General features: G+C 54.7%; 20 protein-coding genes and 3 tRNA genes. 10 read left to right on the top strand and 13 right to left on the bottom strand.

The window, feature by feature from the left end; genetic code table 11:
* Positions 1-36: 36 nt before the first annotated feature.
* Positions 37-2,610: an ATP-dependent chaperone ClpB gene (clpB, locus tag NP603_RS20980; RefSeq protein WP_256612818.1), complete on the bottom strand. Its 2,574-nt coding sequence runs from the start codon at positions 2,608-2,610 to the stop codon at positions 37-39.
* A 274-nt stretch (positions 2,611-2,884) separates the two neighbouring features.
* On the opposite strand from clpB, the gene NP603_RS20975 reads away from it, so the two are divergent.
* The 3 genes from NP603_RS20975 to NP603_RS20965 all read left to right on the top strand — a co-directional run bounded on the left by NP603_RS20975 (position 2,885) and on the right by NP603_RS20965 (position 4,509).
* The gene (locus NP603_RS20975; protein WP_256612817.1) at positions 2,885-3,088 is read left to right on the top strand and encodes a cold-shock protein; all 204 of its coding nucleotides are present in this window, start codon (positions 2,885-2,887) and stop codon (positions 3,086-3,088) included.
* 135 nt (positions 3,089-3,223) lie between these two features.
* Positions 3,224-4,147 (top strand): Aq_1264-related membrane protein, encoded by a 924-nt coding sequence (locus NP603_RS20970; RefSeq protein WP_256612816.1) that lies wholly within the window; start codon positions 3,224-3,226, stop codon positions 4,145-4,147.
* Between the two features lie 107 nt (positions 4,148-4,254).
* Positions 4,255-4,509: a hypothetical protein gene (locus NP603_RS20965; protein WP_140910866.1), complete on the top strand. Its 255-nt coding sequence runs from the start codon at positions 4,255-4,257 to the stop codon at positions 4,507-4,509.
* Here the strand turns inward: NP603_RS20965 and NP603_RS20960 are convergent.
* The 7 genes from NP603_RS20960 to NP603_RS20930 are packed head-to-tail and all read right to left on the bottom strand — an operon-like array spanning position 4,506 to position 11,181.
* Positions 4,506-5,357: a radical SAM protein gene (locus NP603_RS20960; RefSeq protein ID WP_256612815.1), complete on the bottom strand. Its 852-nt coding sequence runs from the start codon at positions 5,355-5,357 to the stop codon at positions 4,506-4,508. The two genes, NP603_RS20965 and NP603_RS20960, sit on opposite strands and share 4 nt — an antisense overlap.
* A gap of 52 nt (positions 5,358-5,409) precedes the next feature.
* Positions 5,410-6,225, bottom strand: a complete 816-nt coding sequence (locus tag NP603_RS20955; protein ID WP_256612814.1) for a formylmethanofuran dehydrogenase subunit C — start codon at positions 6,223-6,225, stop codon at positions 5,410-5,412.
* Complete coding sequence (gene fhcD / locus NP603_RS20950) at positions 6,222-7,118, bottom strand: formylmethanofuran--tetrahydromethanopterin N-formyltransferase (protein WP_256612813.1); 897 nt, start codon at positions 7,116-7,118, stop codon at positions 6,222-6,224. The genes NP603_RS20955 and fhcD overlap by 4 nt, the downstream gene beginning before the upstream one ends.
* Positions 7,119-7,127: 9 nt before the next feature.
* Complete coding sequence (locus NP603_RS20945; protein ID WP_256612812.1) at positions 7,128-7,835, bottom strand: methyltransferase; 708 nt, start codon at positions 7,833-7,835, stop codon at positions 7,128-7,130.
* A gap of 24 nt (positions 7,836-7,859) precedes the next feature.
* Positions 7,860-9,524, bottom strand: coding sequence for a formylmethanofuran dehydrogenase subunit A (locus tag NP603_RS20940; protein ID WP_256612811.1), 1,665 nt, complete (start codon positions 9,522-9,524; stop codon positions 7,860-7,862).
* Between the two features lie 9 nt (positions 9,525-9,533).
* Positions 9,534-10,793 carry a formylmethanofuran dehydrogenase subunit B gene (locus NP603_RS20935; protein ID WP_256612810.1) on the bottom strand — a complete coding sequence of 420 codons (1,260 nt, stop codon included), beginning with the start codon at positions 10,791-10,793 and terminating at the stop codon, positions 9,534-9,536.
* Between the two features lie 10 nt (positions 10,794-10,803).
* A complete protein-coding gene (locus NP603_RS20930; RefSeq protein WP_256612809.1) occupies positions 10,804-11,181 on the bottom strand; it encodes a 4a-hydroxytetrahydrobiopterin dehydratase in 378 nt (125 codons plus the stop codon).
* Positions 11,182-11,687: 506 nt separating this feature from the next.
* Here NP603_RS20930 and NP603_RS20925 point away from each other — a divergent pair.
* Complete coding sequence (locus tag NP603_RS20925) at positions 11,688-11,894, top strand: hypothetical protein (RefSeq protein WP_256612808.1); 207 nt, start codon at positions 11,688-11,690, stop codon at positions 11,892-11,894.
* 117 nt (positions 11,895-12,011) lie between these two features.
* Here the strand turns inward: NP603_RS20925 and NP603_RS20920 are convergent, their stop codons facing one another.
* Complete coding sequence (locus NP603_RS20920) at positions 12,012-12,203, bottom strand: hypothetical protein (RefSeq protein ID WP_256612807.1); 192 nt, start codon at positions 12,201-12,203, stop codon at positions 12,012-12,014.
* A 424-nt stretch (positions 12,204-12,627) separates the two neighbouring features.
* Between NP603_RS20920 and NP603_RS20915 the strand changes: the two genes are divergently transcribed.
* Entirely contained in the window at positions 12,628-12,936 is a 309-nt protein-coding gene (locus NP603_RS20915; protein ID WP_256612806.1) for a VOC family protein, read from the top strand.
* Here NP603_RS20915 and NP603_RS20910 read toward each other — a convergent pair.
* From NP603_RS20910 to NP603_RS20895, 4 genes are all read right to left on the bottom strand, one after another.
* On the bottom strand, positions 12,933-13,442 hold the full coding sequence (locus NP603_RS20910; RefSeq protein ID WP_256612805.1) for a J domain-containing protein: 510 nt from the start codon (positions 13,440-13,442) through the stop codon (positions 12,933-12,935). The genes NP603_RS20915 and NP603_RS20910 overlap by 4 nt on opposite strands.
* Before the next feature lie 130 nt (positions 13,443-13,572).
* Positions 13,573-14,256 carry a Fe2+-dependent dioxygenase gene (locus tag NP603_RS20905; protein WP_256612804.1) on the bottom strand — a complete coding sequence of 228 codons (684 nt, stop codon included), beginning with the start codon at positions 14,254-14,256 and terminating at the stop codon, positions 13,573-13,575.
* A gap of 3 nt (positions 14,257-14,259) precedes the next feature.
* On the bottom strand, positions 14,260-14,970 hold the full coding sequence (locus NP603_RS20900) for a PepSY-associated TM helix domain-containing protein (RefSeq protein ID WP_256612803.1): 711 nt from the start codon (positions 14,968-14,970) through the stop codon (positions 14,260-14,262).
* A 66-nt stretch (positions 14,971-15,036) separates the two neighbouring features.
* Positions 15,037-17,241, bottom strand: coding sequence for a TonB-dependent receptor (locus NP603_RS20895; RefSeq protein ID WP_256612802.1), 2,205 nt, complete (start codon positions 17,239-17,241; stop codon positions 15,037-15,039).
* A gap of 479 nt (positions 17,242-17,720) precedes the next feature.
* On the opposite strand from NP603_RS20895, the gene NP603_RS20890 reads away from it, so the two are divergent.
* The 5 genes from NP603_RS20890 to NP603_RS20870 all read left to right on the top strand — a co-directional run bounded on the left by NP603_RS20890 (position 17,721) and on the right by NP603_RS20870 (position 18,748).
* Entirely contained in the window at positions 17,721-17,996 is a 276-nt protein-coding gene (locus NP603_RS20890; protein ID WP_256612800.1) for a hypothetical protein, read from the top strand.
* A 3-nt stretch (positions 17,997-17,999) separates the two neighbouring features.
* On the top strand, positions 18,000-18,245 hold the full coding sequence (locus NP603_RS20885; RefSeq protein WP_256612799.1) for a hypothetical protein: 246 nt from the start codon (positions 18,000-18,002) through the stop codon (positions 18,243-18,245).
* A gap of 231 nt (positions 18,246-18,476) precedes the next feature.
* Positions 18,477-18,561: transfer RNA gene (locus NP603_RS20880), tRNA-Tyr, on the top strand.
* Positions 18,562-18,580: 19 nt separating this feature from the next.
* Positions 18,581-18,654 (top strand) — tRNA-Gly (locus tag NP603_RS20875).
* A gap of 18 nt (positions 18,655-18,672) precedes the next feature.
* Positions 18,673-18,748, top strand: a tRNA-Thr gene (locus NP603_RS20870).
* Positions 18,749-18,782 lie beyond the last annotated feature (34 nt).

Raw genomic sequence — 18,782 nt, 5'->3', positions numbered from 1 at the left:
CCGGCCCGGACTTGAATCCGGGCCGGCGCGGCGGGCTTATTTGCTGAAGGTCAGGCCGTCGTTGGCAACATCGATTTTTATCGTATTGCCCGGCAAGAAACGGCCGGCCAATATTTCGTTAGCCAATGGATTTTCCAATTGGCGTTGTATCGCCCGTTTCAATGGCCGTGCGCCGTAAACCGGATCGAAGCCGGCCTCGCCGAGTAGATCCAAGGCCTGTTCGCTGACATCCAAACCGATTTCCTTCTCTTGCAGACGCCGACGTAGCAGATCGATCTGGATTTTGCAGATCGCCCGGATCTGGTCTTGTCCCAGCGGATGGAACACCACGGCCTCGTCGACCCGGTTGATAAATTCCGGCCGGAAATGCTGGCCGACGATGTCCATTACCGCGTCTTTCATTTCGGCATAGTTGTCTTCGCCCGCCAGTTCCTGAATCACGCTGGAGCCCAGGTTGGACGTCATCACCACCACCGTGTTTTTGAAATCCACGGTGCGACCCTGGCCGTCGGTCAGTCGGCCGTCGTCCAGCACTTGCAGCAAGACATTGAACACGTCGTTGTGGGCTTTTTCGATTTCGTCGAGCAGGATCACAGAGTAGGGCTTACGGCGCACGGCTTCGGTCAGGTAACCGCCTTCTTCGTAGCCGACGTAACCCGGCGGTGCACCGATCAAACGCGCGACCGAATGTTTCTCCATGAATTCCGACATATCGATGCGGACCATGGCTTCTTCGGTGTCGAACATGAATTCGGCCAAGGCTTTGCATAACTCGGTTTTACCGACCCCGGTCGGCCCCAAAAACAGGAACGATCCGTTAGGCCGGTTCGGGTCGGAAAGTCCGGCGCGGGAGCGGCGGATCGCGTTGCTGACCGCTTTCAAGGCTTCAGTTTGGCCGATCACGCGTTTGCCCAGTTCTTCTTCCATTCGCAACAATTTTTCCCGCTCACCTTCCATCATTTTCGAGACCGGGATGCCGGTCCATTTCGACACGACTTCGGCGATTTCTTCATCCGTGACTTTACTGCGCAATAATTTGGCTTCCTGCATTTCGGCTTGCGAAGCCAAGTCTAGTTCCTTCTCCAGTTTCGGAATTTCGCCGTACTGCAGCTCCGACATCCGGGTGTAATCCTGGTTGCGGCGAGCGACTTCCAACTCCAGGCGGGCGTGTTCCAGCCGCTCTTTGATGGTGGCCGTGCCTTGCAGCGCCGCCTTTTCAGCTTTCCAGATTTCGTCGAGATCGGAATACTCCTTTTCCAGCTCGGCAATGTCTTCCTGCAAGGTTTCCAGGCGTTTTTTCGAGGCTGGGTCGCTTTCGTTTTTCATCGCCTCGCGTTCGATTTTCAGCTGGATCAGGCGGCGGTCGAGTTTATCCATCGCTTCCGGCTTGGAATCCATTTCCATCCGAATTCGGCTGGCGGCTTCGTCGATCAGGTCGATGGCCTTGTCCGGCAACTGGCGGTCGGAAATGTAACGGTGCGACAGCATTGCTGCAGCAACAATCGCCGGGTCGGTTATATCAACGCTGTGGTGGATTTCGTAGCGCTCCTTCAAGCCGCGCAGGATGGCGATCGTGTCTTCGACACTGGGTTCGTCGACCAGGACTTTTTGGAAGCGGCGTTCCAACGCGGCGTCTTTTTCGATGTATTGGCGGTATTCGTCAAGCGTCGTTGCGCCGACGCAATGCAGTTCGCCGCGGGCCAGGGCGGGCTTCAGCATATTGCCGGCATCCATCGCGCCTTCCGCTTTGCCGGCGCCGACCATGGTATGCAATTCATCGATGAACAGAATCACTTGGCCTTCCAGCTTGGCAATGTCGTTCAAGACGGCTTTCAGGCGCTCCTCGAACTCGCCACGGAATTTGGCGCCTGCGATCAGCGCCGCCATGTCCAGCGATAGCAGTTGCTTGCCTTTAATGCCTTCCGGTACCTCGCCGTTGACGATGCGTTGCGCCAGGCCTTCGACGATCGCAGTTTTACCGACGCCGGGCTCGCCGATCAACACCGGGTTGTTCTTGGTGCGGCGTTGCAACACCTGGATGGTGCGGCGGATTTCGTCGTCGCGGCCGATCACCGGATCCAGTTTGCCTTGCTCGGCGCGCTCGGTCAGGTTGATCGTATATTTTTTTAAAGCCTGGCGCTGGTCCTCGGCATTGGCATCGTTGATGTTCTGGCCGCCGCGCATGTTTTCGATGGCTTTTTCGACGGCCGATGCGTTGACGCCGGCCTTTTTCAGCAGGTTCTGCAAGGTCCCGCTGGTGTCTAGCGCCGCTAATAGAAAGAGTTCGCTGGAGATGTAGGCGTCTTTACGTTTTTGCGCCAGTTTGTCGGTCAGATTCAGCATCCGCGACAGTTCGTTGGAAATTTGTACATCCCCGCCCGCGCCGGAAACGCTGGCCAAACGGTCGATCTCTTTCAACAGATCGTTGCGCAAGGCGTTGACCTGGACGCCGACCTGCTGCAACAGCGGTTTGATACTGCCGCCTTCCTGGTCGATCAAGGCCTGCATGACATGCAACGGCTCGATGAATTGGTGGTCTTTGCCCAGCGCCAGACTTTGTGCATCGCCGAGAGCCTGTTGAAATTTACTGGTTAATTTATCCATTCGCATGCAGCGTACCTCGTTAGGAAAATAAGTTTAGTTGCGACCGACATGGGGCGGCCTGAATCGGTTTTCAAGCGCACAGGCTTGTGCTAAGCAAAATATCCGTTGAATTTTCATGGTAATGCCGAATATCGCCGGTAGCTTAGACCAATGATTCAAAGTACAATGCCCGCGCTCAGATAACAGATGTTCGCGGCTTATCGCCACTGCTTCCGGCAGCAACGGTTGCCAATAATGTCGGTCTGCGTAACCAATAGTTTTATTTTGTAGGAGTTTTAAGATGGCAACAGGCACTGTAAAGTGGTTTAACAACACCAAAGGTTTTGGATTTATCGAGCCTTCCGAAGGAAAAGAAGATGTGTTTGTGCATCATTCCGTGATTTTGGGAGAAGGTTTTAAAACCTTGTCGCCTGGCCAATCGGTCCAGTTCGATATCGAATCAGGCCCTAAAGGCTTGACTGCCACCAATGTCCTGCCCAGATAAACCTTAAACGGTTACGGAAACAAAGGCCCTTGATTGTTCAAGGGCCTTTTTTATGCGCGCAACAAGGCCATTTCTCTAGGGAGCGGCGCGGCAAGCGGCTATAATGCAAGCTCCTTTCTAAACTGGGATTAGAGTATGGCACGCGAATTTTCATCGTTAAAACAATTGGATATCCCGGTTAAAGTGCTTTTCACGGGTTATTTGACGACGGTAGCGGTCGGTTATTTGGTAGCGTTGATTCAGATCCTGTTTACCCACGGGATGGCCGACGGTAAATTCGGCTTATCGATAGACGATATCGTATACAGCTACTACGGCAACCGCTCCGGCACGGTGTTGGAGACCAAACTGAATGGTTCGATGAAGGAGAACGCCTCGGAACAAGAACGTTTTCAAATCATACAATGGGTGCGCGATGGCGCCGACCAGGACGAATACGAAGAGTCCGGCGTGGCCAAGATAATTCAGGAACGCTGCGTGATGTGCCACAACAAGGAATCGTCGCTGCCGGATTTCACCGATTTCAAAGTTCTGAAAGAGTTGACCAAAGAGGACGAAGGCGCCACCTTCGGCTCGTTGACCCGGGTGTCGCATATCCATTTGTTCGGCATCAGTTTCATATTCATGTTTGTCGGCTTGATTTTCAGTTTTGCCGAAACCAGTACCGTCAAATACAAGTCGATCGCGATCGGCATGCCGTATGTTTTCCTGCTAGTGGATATTTTGTCGTGGTGGTTGACCAAATTGCATCCGATATTTGCTTGGCTGGTGGTATTGGCAGGCGGCGGCATGGCGGTATCGTTTGCGTTTATGTGGACGGTGTCGGTGGCGGAAATGTGGCTATTCGACAAAGTGTTTCTGGACGGGCAAGGCCAACCCAGGCCGCAGTGGAGTACCATCGTCGAAACCAAATTCGAGGAGTTAGGCGGCATCGATGCTTACCGCAAATTAGCGGCTTGGGCTAAGCAGACAGGCTTGTCTGCATGCTCGCTCTGCCAAAGCAAACTGGCGCCTTACCTGCAAGGTCTGTGTGCAAAAATCTTTAAAAAAGACAAATAGTTAACGAGTGTGATTGTGTCTGCAAAATGCTGACAAAAATTAAAGTTTCGGGCTGCCGGCCGCTACGCTAAGCGGTATGATGCAAACCTGTTTTCAGGAGGTGTACCATGATTACCAATGCTCTGAACAGTGCCACCAGCCTGATCTCGCAAGCTCAGCAAAAAGCCAGTACTGCCGCACAGACAATCGCAAGTCTGCCGGTGCAGGAGCAGGAGGTCGGTGGTTCCAAAGATGTCGGCTCGGCAGAGATGTTCAAGCCGGTGTTGAGTTTGAAAGAAGCCGAGCTGGAAACTTCGGCCGGTGTCAAAATCATCAAGGCCCACGAAAAAATGCTGGGTTCAATTTTAGATATTCGCGCTTAATAACTGACGCTGACGTTATAGCCCAAGGCTTTGACGTCGGCTGCCAAAGCATCCATGGTGGCTGCGGATGCTTTGGCCAATTCCACCGCTTCCGCTTGTAAAGACGGTCGTGCCAAGCTGTAAAGCATGACCTGCTCGATGTCTATTCCCATCTGCCGCAATTGTTTCAATAAACTCAAATAAGCTTGTTTCTCTTGGTCTGACCAAGCAAATCGATAGCTGAAAACGCAGGTCTGTATTTTGGTTCGGCAAAGCTTCGCAGCGATTTGCAGGTGCTCCAACAGTTTCTGCTGGCTTTGGCCGGTGCGATTGATCAGTTTGCGGCCCGACTCGGTCGCACTATCGACCTTAAACCATAGCTCGCCGTTGTAACGCGCCAATGTTTCTAGTCCTTGCTGCACCCCTGCTTGATTTATCAAACTACCGTTGCTGATCAGAACGTAACGGCTCCCGGGGAACACCCCGACTTGGCTGGCGATGTCGCCGATGAGTTTGATCGCTTTATCGAGATTTTTCAGGCTGGTGGGTTCGCCGTTGCCGGAGATGGCGATGTCCTTGATAACTCGCTGCGGTTCCGGGACATTGAAGCGCTGATAAAAGTCGCCGTTTAAAACCTGATTCAGAAAACTTCGCAGTTCCCGCTCCAACAAATCAAAATCCATTTCCGGCGCGTTACCTCGCTGCAGGCCAGGGACTTGGCAATATACGCAGTGCCAATTGCAGGCGTTGTTGGGGTTGAAATTGATCCCGATCGACAGGCCGCCGGAGCGGCGGGAAATTACCGGATAAACGTAGCGCAGGCCGGCAATGTTCCGGTCGTGGTCGTTAGTGCTGAGCGTTTTCGGCATTCAAAATAGCTGCTGCCGACCGGGCGGGAACCGGCCGGCATTAAGCGGCCGCTTAAAGTTTGACCAGAATTTCCCCGCGCCCGGCTTCCGCCATATCTCCGCCGAAGCGGCGTACCCGGTTGAAGGCAATACCTTTGTCGGCGAAGCGGGAGTTCAGCGATTTAAACGACGCGAATAGCATCGGCAGGAATGCCAGCGTGTGCGAGCCGCAATCGTTGAATGTAGCCGGCAATTGCGGTTGGTTCCACAGCAATAAAGTACCGCGCCGCATGGCATAACCGGCGTAACGGCCGACTTGGCCCATCACGGCAATGGTTCCAGCGACCATGCGCGAGCCGCAATAATCGCCGGCATTGCCTTCGACCAAAATTTGGCCGCGGCGCAGGTGGTCGCCGCAACGCTGGCCGACGTTGCCTTTGACCAGGATAGTGCCGCCTTTCATGCCTTGCTTATTGCCAGGCAGCGCGCTGCCGAGAAAATCTCCGGCATCGCCTTCGATTTGAATCAGACCGTTCTTCATTTCGCAGCCGGCATAGAAGCCGACATCGCCGATCACATTGATCGTACCGCCCTTCATCTGCATGCCCAAATAGGCGCCGGCTTCGCCTTGTACGCTGATGCAGCCACTGGCCAACTCTTTGCCGATGAAATCCAGCTTGCCGGTGCTGCCGACGATACTGATGTCGTCGGCATTGCTGCCGGTTATATGGAACAGTTGATCGACGCGAAGCTTTTGTTTACCGCATTGCAGTTCGATCGCCGCAATTTGGTCCAGGCTCAGGCCGGCCAGTTTGTGGCAGACCAGCGGCGACATGTCGATGCGCTGCGCCGGCGGCGTTTCGATCAGAGTAAACGTCAACGAGGTCATGCCATGATCTCCTGCAAGTGAAAGTGGAATGGGCCGAGTTTGCCGCCGTAGTTACCGGCGCTGATGCGCTTGATGCCATTGGCGGCACCCAGATCGCAAACCGCCTGAATGCCGACCCGCATCGCTTTATCGATGTCTTCCTTACTCAAACCGTCGATGACGATTTCCATCACCGATTCGATTTCCGGCGAAAGATCGGTTTTGGTCACGCCTTTCAAAGTCGGGCAAAACGCGTCGTTGGTCGAAGCGCTCAAGGCTTTGTATTTGGAACCGACCTTCGATCCGGAGCGCACCACACCGCCAGGGAAGGGCATGATCACGTTAGGAATTTTTTTCATCGCTTCGATCGCCGCTTCGCAGGCGGCCAGAGCTTGCGGTTGCGATTCTGCCAGTACCAGAAAATTGCCGCCGCCGACCGCGTCGACCATACCAGTGGTGGCTTCGGTCAAAAATTCGCCGTCCATCACCGGTACCCGCCAGTAACGTTTGCCGCCGATTTTTTTTGCAATCTGAAAGCCGTCACCGAAGAAGCGCAGGTTTTTACCCAACGGAATCGGCTTGCCGCCTTCGATGCCGGCAAATAAAGCGGAAGTCGGCGACGTCAGCACGCACTGGCCGGCGCGGGTTTCCAATTGCTTGGCCAAGCCTTTGCCGCCCATGGCATAAATCATGATCGCTACGCCGGGGCGGCCGTCTGGGGTTTCGTCCGGACTCAACACCCGCTCGATGCCGGCTTCGCAGCCGCAGGCAATCACGGAGGTGGCAAAGCCGGTCATGGCCTGTGCGGAAATCATCGCCCATTTCTCGTTCTGGGCGGTGATGATGGCGCGCGTCGCCTTCATTGGGAAGGCTTCGGCGAAGGTGGGGTCTATGGTTACGCCGTTAATTATCATCGTGTCTACTCATAGTTCGGTGTTCTGCGTTTCGATGTTAGCCGCGTAGGGTGAATCGATTTGATTTTGATTGATTTGGTAAATCACGTGCCGTCCGGCGTGGTTGTGCGTTTCGGCAGCGGCTATGACGTTAAAGCCAAATTCGGGGGCGACGTGTTTCGGATCGTGTTCGGCGCCGACGAAATCGGAGAACGGAATAAATATTTGCGCGTTCGGCTCCAGATAATCCGGAACTTCGCGAAAAAAGCGGCGCAGTATTTGTTGGCCGCCGTCTTCGTTCAAGCCGAATGTGCCGTTGGAGGGATAGTAATTGAAATTGAAAACAATCATCCCGAAGCGTTTGGCCGGAACCGAGGCAAACAAATCGCTATGCAGAAATGCGCTCGGCGCTATCTCCGGATTCAACCCGCTGTTGTGGCGGGCGCAGGCGACGGCATCCGGATTGAAGTCGACACCAATAACCTCTTCGCAGCCGATCTTTTTTAAAATAAACGCGAAATAGCCGCTACCGCAGCCCATATCCAGCCCACTCTTGGCGGGTTTTTGCTGAAGTATGAAGTCGCCGAAAAACGAGCTGGTCAAGCCGAAATCCGAGGGAAATACATTTTTCGCAATATTCAGAGTAATGCCGTCCTGCTCGACCAGATAAGGCTGGCGTGCCAGATAATCGGCCAGCTCGGCTTCTCTGTCGGCGATTGTGATCGATGTTAGAGTCATCTTGTTCCTTGGGTTCCGATTGACCTATACGCCGATATGCAACGGATGCGTCGTCAAACTGCCGCGGCCGTCTTCGCTAATCTCATCATCGCTGATTTTAAAGTTGCCGAGTTTCATGGTCAGGTATTTATCAAAATACGGTTTCAATTCCCTTTCAATCGACAAATCGTAATCCGGCTTGACGATGTGGGTCGTGCCCCAGGTGACTTTGACTACTTCGCCGTCCTTGACCACCAGTTCGCCGTCCTTGAACACATAGTCAGGCTTGGCGAACATCGCCTGCCGGTCGGCATTTTCGGTGTAGACCGTGATGTCGGCGAAATTGCCGGGTGCCAACGCGCCGCGATCTTTCAGGCCGATGATACGGGCCGCGCCGGCACGGGTCATGATGGCGATTTCATTCAACGTGTATTCGCGCTCGATCGAGGCCAGCGTAGTCATTTTCTGCGCTTCCGGATGGATGGTCGCCAGCATGTCGTTGCGGAAGCTGCGGTCCATCAGCAATCTAATCAAATGCGGGTAACTAGTGAACGGCGCACCGTTGGGGTGGTCGGTGGTCAGGAAAATCCGCCATGGGTCTTCGACCAACAGGAAGATTTCCAAGCCAATTGCCCATTGCAAGGCGTTGACGAAGTTCTGGTCTTTGTACTTGAACGGCACCACGCCGCAGCCGGCGTCGCATTCGATGTCCATGCACACCCATTTGTTCGGGCTGGCAAAGCGGTGGTTGGCGTGCTGCCGCATGTTGTCGCCGGACGCGGTGACGGTTTGACCGAACAGAATCTGGCCGACATCGGCGGTAATGTTTTTGTTGTTGTTGATCGCCTCGGCGATTTGCGCGGCACCGGATGAGAATTTGAAGTCGCCTTCGGTGCCGTAGCTGTGAAACTGGATGTGGGTCAAATGCATCGGCAAGCCTTCGACACCTTGAATGGTGTTCAAGGTGGTATCGACGTTGCCCGGTACACCTAGGTTGCAACCGTGCACGTGCAGCGGATGGGTAACCCCCAGTTCCTTGACCGCGCGGGCCAGGGTTTGCAGAATTTGCCTTGGCGTAACGTCGTAGTGGCTGTTCTTTTCGTCCAGATCCAGTTTGCGCTGGTTGAATTTGAAGGCGTTGATGCCGCCGGCATTGACGACTTTAATGCCGATGCCTTTGGCGGCGTTCAGGGTCCAGGCCACGTAATCGTTGATGGCTTTTTGGTCTTTTTTGGCGGTCAGCATGCGCAGCAGGAAGTCGTCGCTGCCCAGCATCACGTAGCCGCCCTTATCGACGATGGGCGTATCGCCCATTTCCATGTGGGCCTGACGGGCGTTGATCGGCAGCACCGCCGGTTCGAAGCAGGCGGTGTAACCCATTTCCGCGTAACGGTAGCCGGCGACGAAGCTGGACGGCATGGCGTGACCGGTGCCGGAGCGGGTCAGGTGCGTGCGGTGGACCGGATCTGCCCGGTGGTCTTCCGGTAACAGGGTGCGGGCGATGTTGCCCTTGCCGCCGCCGATGTGAGTGTGCATATCGATGGCTCCTGACATGACGACTTTGCCGTGCAGATCGTATTCCTGATCGACCGGTCTGCCATCTTTCGGCGCGTCGACGATGCGGCCGTCTTGGATATAAATGTCCTGTTGTTGGCCGTCGACGCCGCTGGCCGGATCGTAAACGGTGCCACCTGTGAGTTTTATCAGCATGTCGATATCCTAAAGGGCTTGTTCAATGGCATTCAGCACCTCGGCGGTGCTGGGCAAACCGGAATCGCGCAATTTTTTCAAGCGCAAGGCCACTACACTATCCATTCGGTAAACATGACCCGCATGATCAATTCCCGGCGTACCGACTGGAATGAACACATCGGGTTCGTGTTCGAGTTGCATGCCGGAACGGCCGACAACGATGGTCGGCAAGTCTGTTCTTGGTGGCGTCGCCATTGAGTTATAGGCTTGCACCCATACCAAGGCATCCGCTTCGCCGTTGGCGATCATGGCCTGACTATCAAACAGAAACGGATCGTACTCCGGATAGCCCTTGGCGAAATTGACTCGTGCTGGATAACCGGTCGTCCAGCCACAAACCTGATTGGCCGTGTAATCGCCTTCCTTGCCGCCCAGTGGCAGCCCCGAGCAGCGGGTGCCCTGCATATTAATGTCTTTGACAATGTTGCAGATGGCTTGCACGGTCAGTTCTGCATGTTCGAAGGTGAGTTTGCCCGCGCTCCACAATACGACGCCATAACGTGCTTGGCGTAATCTGTCGGCTATTTTTTGCAGTGCCGAAACCGCAATATTGCCCACGGTTTCAAGCTGCAATGGTTGATTTCTGATCAGAGCAGACAATACCGCCACGACGTCCGGTAGGTCGGCGTCGTCGCAGGCGAGCACGGTTGGTGTTTTGCCAGAGGGTGAAACAGGGGCCTTGCCTGCGGGCGTCTTGCCGAGATAAATCACGTCACGTTGATCAGTGCTTTCAAGGAACATCGCTTGTTCGTTCCACATAAAGTGTTCGAAAAAGCGCGGTGCAAAGACTTCGGGATCGGTACCGATGATCAACAGCAAATCACAGCGATTCTTGACCTCGGCCAAAGTAGTGTTCATCCAGCCAGAATCCTGCATTGCCAACAGATTGCGGCGAGCCGCGTTGAAGTTGATGTTGTCGACAACGGCGCCGGTTTTGTCAGCTAACGCGAGCAAGGCGCGCATGCCGTTGACGTCGGTCGCGCAGCCGCCTATGACCGGCTGCCGGGTGTCGCGCAGCAGTTGGGCGGCCTTGGTGACGGCGGCTTCCAGGCTGGCGGCTTGTCCGGCGATGCGTGGCGTTGAATCGGTAAGCGGCTGTTCGAAAGCCGGTGTGTTGACCGCGCAACCGTTGGCGGCCACTTGCAAGGTAACACCGTCCACCCGGATCGTCAGGTCGTCGGTGCCGATACCGCAGAACGGGCTGGGTACCTCGGTGATTTCGGTCATCGTGCTGTCCTCAGTCTTTTTTAATATATTTGAAACGCGGATCATCCGGCGTGCCTTCGAAGATGCCGTCGGATTCGGCGGCGGCATCCCAGTGCACCACTTCCTCGATTTTCTTAGCCAACGCAAAATCCTTGTCGGTCACGCCTTTGGCGGCGTGGGTTACCAGTTTGACGATCACGAAGGCATAGGAAACGGTCAAATCGGGGTGGTGCCAGGCTTTTTCCGCCAAATGGCCTACCGTGTTGACCACCATCAACGTCGCTTTCCAACCGCTGGTCTTGTATTTGCGGCGAATCCAGCCGTTTTCGTAGTACCAATGCGGCAACTCCCGGCTCAGACGTTCGACGATTTCTGTTTCACTGTAGACCTTGGGTGTATCGTGCGGCATTGTCTATCCCCGGGGTAAAGTCAATGCGGCATTCTATCGCACAGTTTAGCCCGGTGTCTTTATGCAGCGGGGCTTCAGGATAGACTATATTGGCCTCGCCGGTGCTTGGCCCCGGAATTACTCCGGTGTTTTAGACTCTTTATAGAGTTGGATCGGCTAGCTGGCTGGCCGCAAACGGTTGCCGCCGACGTCGCTCCTAACCCAACATGTCCATTTTTCAGACGGGTGAGAATGTGAGGACAATTTTCCGGATCGGTGTCACAGTTTAGCGCCAACCGGTTACAGGTTTTTCCGCGCCAGCCGCTTAACTGGTTGAACGGCGGCGGTATTGGGTTTGGATTTTTGCAGTCGTGCCGGCAGGTTTTCGGAGTCTATGCCGCCAGCAAGATCGGGTTGGTAAACGGGATAACATTGAAAATCCGGTTTACCGTCTCCAATTCGGCAGGGAACTTAACACCGGTTACCGGATGTTGAATCGATTACTAACTGAAACGGGGGATAGAAAAATGTCTACGATGTCTTTGGAAGCATTATTACGAACCGTGTCCGAGCAGGAAGCCCAGATCGTCGAATTGAAACGCCAAGTGGTCTGGCTGCAATCCTTGCTGGAGAACCAGCGCCGGCTGCATATGGCGCAAGAATTGGTGCAGATGGTATGCCAGTATCCGGATAAACTGGACCGGCCGATGGTGGTTTCGACCGAGATACACTGAGTCGGCCTAGGCTTGGCGTGAGTCGTTCGGTGCGCTTGCGCCGGCCCGCGGGGCGGGAGCGGACAAACTCATCGTCCGGAGTTTAAAGTCAGCTCGACGGATAAGCTGGATCCGAGTTTACCCTTTCGACAACCACTCGTTGCGCATCTCTTCGACTCTCCGCATCATCTCGTCGAGCGCTTTGACGGATTCCTGATGCAGCGGATGTGCGCGGTTATGTACCGGATGCTTGGTGTCGTTGAGCAATTCCTCAATGAACCGCTCGTATTCCATCAGTTCGGCGGGTATGGAGTCTGGCTTTTCTTTCATCAGAATAACAACAAGTTGAATGAAGTGATAAGAACATAAAAAAGCCCACGATTAAGTGGGCTCCGTCCGGTGTTTTTATGTTTTTTGATGGACGCCTACCCGATGTGGCGGTAGGTTAAAGTGTTGCGCTGTTTTTCTTGTTATACCGCCGAAACGGTCGCTTACCTCCTCCCCCTTTTTAAAGATGCGCCGTTGCAAGGCGCATTGACCTGAGTCAAGGTGGGCGCATTCTATTGAAGAAAAATGCTCTTGTCCAGAAAAAACGCGACAATTTGTCGCATAACTATTTTATGGGTTTTAGCCGGCTGGCGAACGGCGGCCCAATTCGCCGCTAGGGCTTGATTTGCCTGAACTTGCCGCAAAACTGGTGTGCGGTATAAATTAGCCGTTGATTAACCCGAAACCGGCCGTTGGAGCTTGTACGATGGATACCATTCACCACATTGCCATTCAAGTCGACGATATTCAGCAAAGCGTGGACTGGTACCAAAGCCGCTACCGACTGAAGGTGGCATACCAGGATGAGACCTGGGCCTTGCTGCAATTCGCCAACGTGGCGCTGGCTTTGGTGCTGCCTAACCAACACCCACCGCATTTCGCCATCGTCTCCGAACACGCAGAGGACTACGGCCCTTTGAAAACCCACCGCGACGGCACCGCGTCGGTGTACATTCAAGACCCGGCCGGCAATCAGATCGAGATGATCCGGCTGGCAAAGCAGGCCAACGATTAAACCCGGCCGTCTTCCTGCAACATCGCATAGGCGGCATTGATTCTTCTGGTTTCTTCTTCCGCCACTTTCCTGATTTTCAGGCCCAGGTTTTCGACCTTGTCCGGGTGGTATTCCGAAATTTTTTTCTTGTAAGCGGCGCGGATGTCCAGCGGAATCGCGTCCGGCTTCACTTCTAGAATCGCAAAGCATTCGTCCAAGGTTTTAATCGCGGTATCGTCTTCCGGCAGCTTGATTTCGGTGATATAGACGTTGCTATGCGCGTCGACGTCCAATTTGAATTGTGCCGCGCATTTACGGCATTGGGCCTTGTTGCTTTTGACCGGTAGTGTGAATTTGATTTGCTGGGCGCAGGCCGGGCAGGCGATGACCCGGTCGTTGGGATTGGGCTTGGCCGGGGCCGATTTCGGCGTTTTCGCCCGCTTGCGCTTGATCCGGCGCTTGACCAGCAAATAGCCTAAAGCCAATGCGGCTGCGAATGCCGCTACGGCGAAAACAATCGGATTCATTGGCGGGTAGTCTGCAAAGCTCTAAGTGCGGGGTGGCGGTGTCGGCAAGTTTAGCCGATAGCGGCACAATAGGTTGCACGGCTCGAAACCGAATCCGGGGGCGCCGCCGCTAGAAAGTTGGGACGCGCGCTTAAACCTCAGCCCACATCCGCAGCAGGTTGTGGTAGCAGCCGGTCAAATTGACCACCGGCTCGCTGTCGCCGCCGGTGTTGCGCAATTGCAGGATGGCCATATCCATTTCGAACAGCAGCCGGCGGCGTTCGGTTTCGCGCACCATGCTTTCCAACCAGAAAAACGATGCGACTCGCGCGCCGCGAGTGACCGGCTCCACTCGGTGCAGACTCGAGCCGGGATACAGCACCATGTCGCCGGCGGCCAGTTTGACGGCATGCTGGCCGTAGGTGTCTTCGATGACCAGTTCGCCGCCGTCGTAGTTATCCGGATCGGCCAGAAAAATCGTCGCCGACAGATCGGTGCGCACGCGCTGGCCGGTGACCGGACAATGCCGAACAGCATTGTCGATATGGTTGCCGAAGGTGTTGTGTTCGCCTTCGTAGCGGTTGAATAGGGGCGGGAAGATGCGCTTAGGCAGCGCCGCAGACAGAAACAAAGCGTTGCGGTTCAAAGCCTCAAGCAAAATGACGCGGGCCGCCGCGCTTTGGCTGGATTGTTCCGGCAACTGCCAGTTGTTTTTGACTTGCGCCGATTGGCTGCCGGCCGTGATGCGGCCGTCGGCCCAAGCCGCATCGGCCAGAATCCCGCGGACTCGGCTGAGTTCGTCCGCGTTTAGCACCTGCGGAATTTCGATCAACATGGCTCAAGCTCCGATCGCAGCGAAGGCCAGATACAACATCAGGCTCAACGAGCCCAAACCCAAACCAGCCGCGGCCAGCCGGTTGCCATGCAGCCGGGTCCACAGCAACGTACCGGTCAGACTGAGCAGAATCAGGCCGCCGGCCAGGGTGTCGACCAGCAACACCCAGCCCACGCCCATCCCGACGCCCTTGTGCAGATTGTTCAGGGTTTGTAGCAGATTGGCGTCGCTTTGTTTGACTGTGACGAAAGCGTTGCCTTCCCAGTAATCGGCCGACAACATATGCTGCGGGTTACGCAGATTGATCTGCCACGAAGCCGGCTGTTGCACGGCCTGGTTATTCCAGGTCACGGTCTTGCCCGGCTCCTTGCGCACTCTGGCGTGGCTGGTATCGACGTTCAGCACTTGGCCCAACCAAACGGCGAGAGCTTTCGGGTCTGCCGGCTTCGGCTCGGGCAAAGCCATTTGGATTTCCTTGGGTTCCATTCGGCCGATCGGAATTTTCATCACCTCGCGGTGGTTCATCAAAATGCCGGTAAAACCGAACAGCAAACCCAGCGCTGCGCCCCACAGCCCGAACCAGGCGTGGGTGCGGCGCAGCCATTTCAAAAAAGCGCCGCGCGAAAGATTTTTGGGCAGGAATAAATAGCCGCCATTGGTTTTTTTCGGTGGGCGGCTGGCTGGCGTGGATACACTGTCGGCGATGCTATTCATGGCAATCCATCGGTAAGAGCAAAATTAGTCAGCGGGAAACGCCGATTCCGGCATTTCCCGCAGCGGTTAATATTTAAAACTGACGGTCAACTGGCCGGATACCGGCGTGCCGGGCAGCGCCGAGTTTTGTTGGCCGGACTCGTAATACACCGTGTCGGTTAGGTTGAACACGTTCAGTTGTACATCGTAATGTTTCTGGTGGTAAGCCACCACCGCATCCAACCGGGCGTAGCCGGGCAGCACCGCTTCGTTGACGTTATCGGCGTAACGGTGGCTGGCGTAGAACACGCCACCGCCGATTTCCCAGTTGTCGGTCAGATGGTAAGTGGTCCAGGCCACGCCGCTATCCTCGGGTACGTTGACCGGCGTCATGCCAAGGAACGACTTGACCGCGCCGCTGACCGATCCGTTCGCGGTAGATGTTGATTTGGTGATTTCGGCATCCAGGTGGGCGTAGGTGATCGACGCATCCCAACTCGGCATGATTTGTCCGGCCAAACCCAGTTCGAAGCCGTCGGTGCGTTGTTCGCCGGCCAGAATTTGCAAATTCGGATCTAGTGGTGACGTGGTGCGGGCATTGGTTTTTTCCAGACGGAACACCGCGGCAGTGGCCGACAGTTTGCCGTCGAACAAGTCCCACTTGGCACCGATCTCGTAGTTGTGGTTCTGCTCAGGCGGCAGGTTGGCGTTATTGGCCGACAAACTCAAGCTTTCCGCAGACGGATTGAAGGACTTGCCGTAGCTGAAGTAGTAAGACTGCTCCTTGCTGGGTTGCCAGATAATGCCGCCGCGCGGGCTCCATTGCGACACGCTGGTATCGAAATTGCCGGTGCTGATCCGGTCGATCTGCTGGGCTTCAAACACGTCGTAACGAGTGCCGCCCAGGATTTTCCATTCCGGCGTGATTTCGAATTGGTCCATCAAATAGCCGGCGTAGGTTTGCGCCCGAGTCAGCCGGTTGGTGGCCAGAAAACCGCTGAAGTCGTAAGCCATGCCGCTGGTACTAGCCGTGATACGCGGGTCGAACACCGATATCCGGCTCAAACCGGTCGAGTTCTTGGATTTGTAATCGTACTCCTCCCAGCCGAACTCGCTGCCGAACATCAACGTATTGACGTGGCCGAACAACGGTTTCTTGTAAACGAAGTCGGTCTGGTTATAGACGTTTTCCTGGGTATTCAGCCTTAGCGCCTGGCTACGGTTGATGGTGCCGGCATTGGCGCCGCTGGTGGGTACGCAGATGCCGGTATTCGGACAGGAGAATAAGTGAGTCAGGTATTTACGTTCGTAGTCGCCGTAACGCACGGTGTTTTTCACCGAAAAATCCTGGTTGAAGCGGTGGGTCAAGGCCACGGTGGTGACGTTGACATCGGTGTCCATCATCCGGTTGTCGTAATAACCGTAGAAGGTATTGATCGGCACGTCGGCCGGTCGGCCTTTATACATCGGCACGCCATAGTCGAATACGCCGTCCTCCTGCTGATGAAGCAGATTCAAGGTCAGGTCGGTATCGGCCGTGATATCCCATTTGAATGACGGCGCAATGCCCCAGCGGTTGGTGTAGTTGTAATCGCGGAACGAGTCGGCATCCTGGTACAGCACGTTCAAGCGCGCGCCCAGATCCTGGTATTTGGTCTCGGCGTCGATGGTGGTGCGTTTGAAGTCGTACAGGCCATAGGTGAAGCTGCCGGTGACTCCGGTTTTGCCGGTGGGTTTCTTGAACACTTGGTTGATCACGCCGCCGGTTGCGCCGCGGCCGAACAGAATCGACGACGCACCTTTCAACACTTCGGCGCGTTCGATGAAGAACGTATCGCGGGCGTATTGGCCATTGTCCTTGACGCCGTCCAGATATTGGTCGGAATTGGCGGAAAAGCCCCTCAGCGTGATCGAGTCGCCGGTGCGACCCCCTTCGCCGGCGGCGATGGTCAAGCCGCTGACGTTACGCAACGCATCGCGCAAATTAAAAGCATTTTGCGATTCGATCAATTCTTCTTTGACCACGCTGATGGACTGCGGGATGTCGCGAATCGCCATTTCGGTTTTGCTGCCGGTTGTAGACGTGTCGGCCTTGAAGCGGTTGACCGGTTTATCACGGTTGGCTTTGACTTTAACGTCGTCGAGCACCAGTTCCTGATCGTTGTCGGCGACGGTGTTGGTTGTCGGTTCGGCCAGGGCCATGCCGCTCAAGGCGGCGCCAAGCGGCAGAAGGGCGCCTAGCCGCCATTTGGAGTTGCCGGATTTGCTACAGAGTTGTTTGGTATCGGACATACGTTCCCCTTAAGTTGGCATAAATTCGGTTGGCTGCCTGGCGAGGAACGCTGGGTGGCTAAGGTGGTTTGCAGTATTTGTCTCCGGCGCGATTGGCGGCGGGAGCGTAATCTATAGGAAGCTCTAAAATGCCCTCTTCGTCCGGAAGGGAGTGTTAGTTTTACAGGTTCCTGGATGAGAACGGGGGCGCGGATAGCGTAAATAAAATCGTTCTCAAATAATAACGATTCTCATTTTATGAGTTTCGGCTGCCTTGTCAACTGTTGCTATTGAGCAACGTGCTCGTGAAAACGTCGGTTCAACCTTGCGGCGGCTGGCATTATTCTGCCGGTACAAAATCAGGAATCGGGTTCGTAAAGCCTTGTCTGGCGGGCGTTTCGCGTGGATTTAATGCCGTCGCTACGGCCGATTCCGCCGCCATTGTTGTACGCTTTGAAAAAAATAATTTCGCTCAGAGGGGAAAGTGCTTTACGAATTAAATGAGAATGATTGTCATTTGTTTCAAATTCACAGCCTTATTAGCTTCCGTGAAACGACTCATTTCATTTTTTGACAAAACGGATTGCGTCAATCTGGCGATTGCGCCTGACGTACTTGCGACGCTGGTTGAAAAAGGCCAACTGCACGCAACCGATTTCCGTTGTCTGGATCTGAGTTCCAAGCAAATTGTCTGGAAGATGTTTTTATCGCTGGCCGCCGCAAAACTCGGTGGCCGGCAAGGTTTGGTGGATTTTTCACATAGTATTGAGGAGTGAGCGATGAGCAAGAAACCCTGTAGTCACGATTGGCTGGCGGCAACCGAGTTCGGCAGAGCGCAAATCTGCCGCGAATGCGGCGTCGTGCATTTGCACGTGCAGAATTTGACGATGCGTTTTGAAGTAGCCGATTTCCTGGGGTTGGCCGATACGCTGGCAGAAGCAGCAATCCAGGCCAGAACCGGCGGCAAGGCAGGGGCGCAGTGCGCCGGTTTTACTTTGATCAAACCCAGTCGGCTTTTGAATTAGGCGGGTAGAACTGTGTGATGCGATGGATTTGCTGGTTAATCGTTGTGTTTCAGAAGACTCCTCATGATCAGCGATTTTTCTTGGTGGGGTGCGGGTGAAATCGAGGCAAGATAATAACGGGACGGTGTCATTTATCGAACCAATTTCGGGGCGGCGGGCATTTGCAGTAATTTTCAATACAAAAAACTTGACCGAATAAAAAAAAGAGAGAATAATGGATCGAATAAGTACGGAGGGGTTCCCGAGCGGCCAAAGGGATCAGACTGTAAATCTGCCGGTTCTACCTTCGGAGGTTCGAATCCTCCCCCCTCCACCATCAGTTTTAGAAGAATCCTGCGGGTGTAGTTCAATGGTAGAACTCCAGCCTTCCAAGCTGATTGCGTGGGTTCGATTCCCATCACCCGCTCCATTCTGAGTAGGTTGTTTTGCTCATATAGCTCAGCAGGTAGAGCACTTCCTTGGTAAGGAAGAGGTCACCGGTTCAAATCCGGTTATGAGCTCCAGTTTATCTTTGATCGTATTGTTGTAGGTGTTTCG

It is taken from the genome of Methylomonas aurea, from assembly GCF_024505045.1.
GTDB classification, from domain to species: domain Bacteria; phylum Pseudomonadota; class Gammaproteobacteria; order Methylococcales; family Methylomonadaceae; genus Methylomonas; species Methylomonas aurea.
This window is presented reverse-complemented; position numbering and strand designations above follow the sequence as displayed.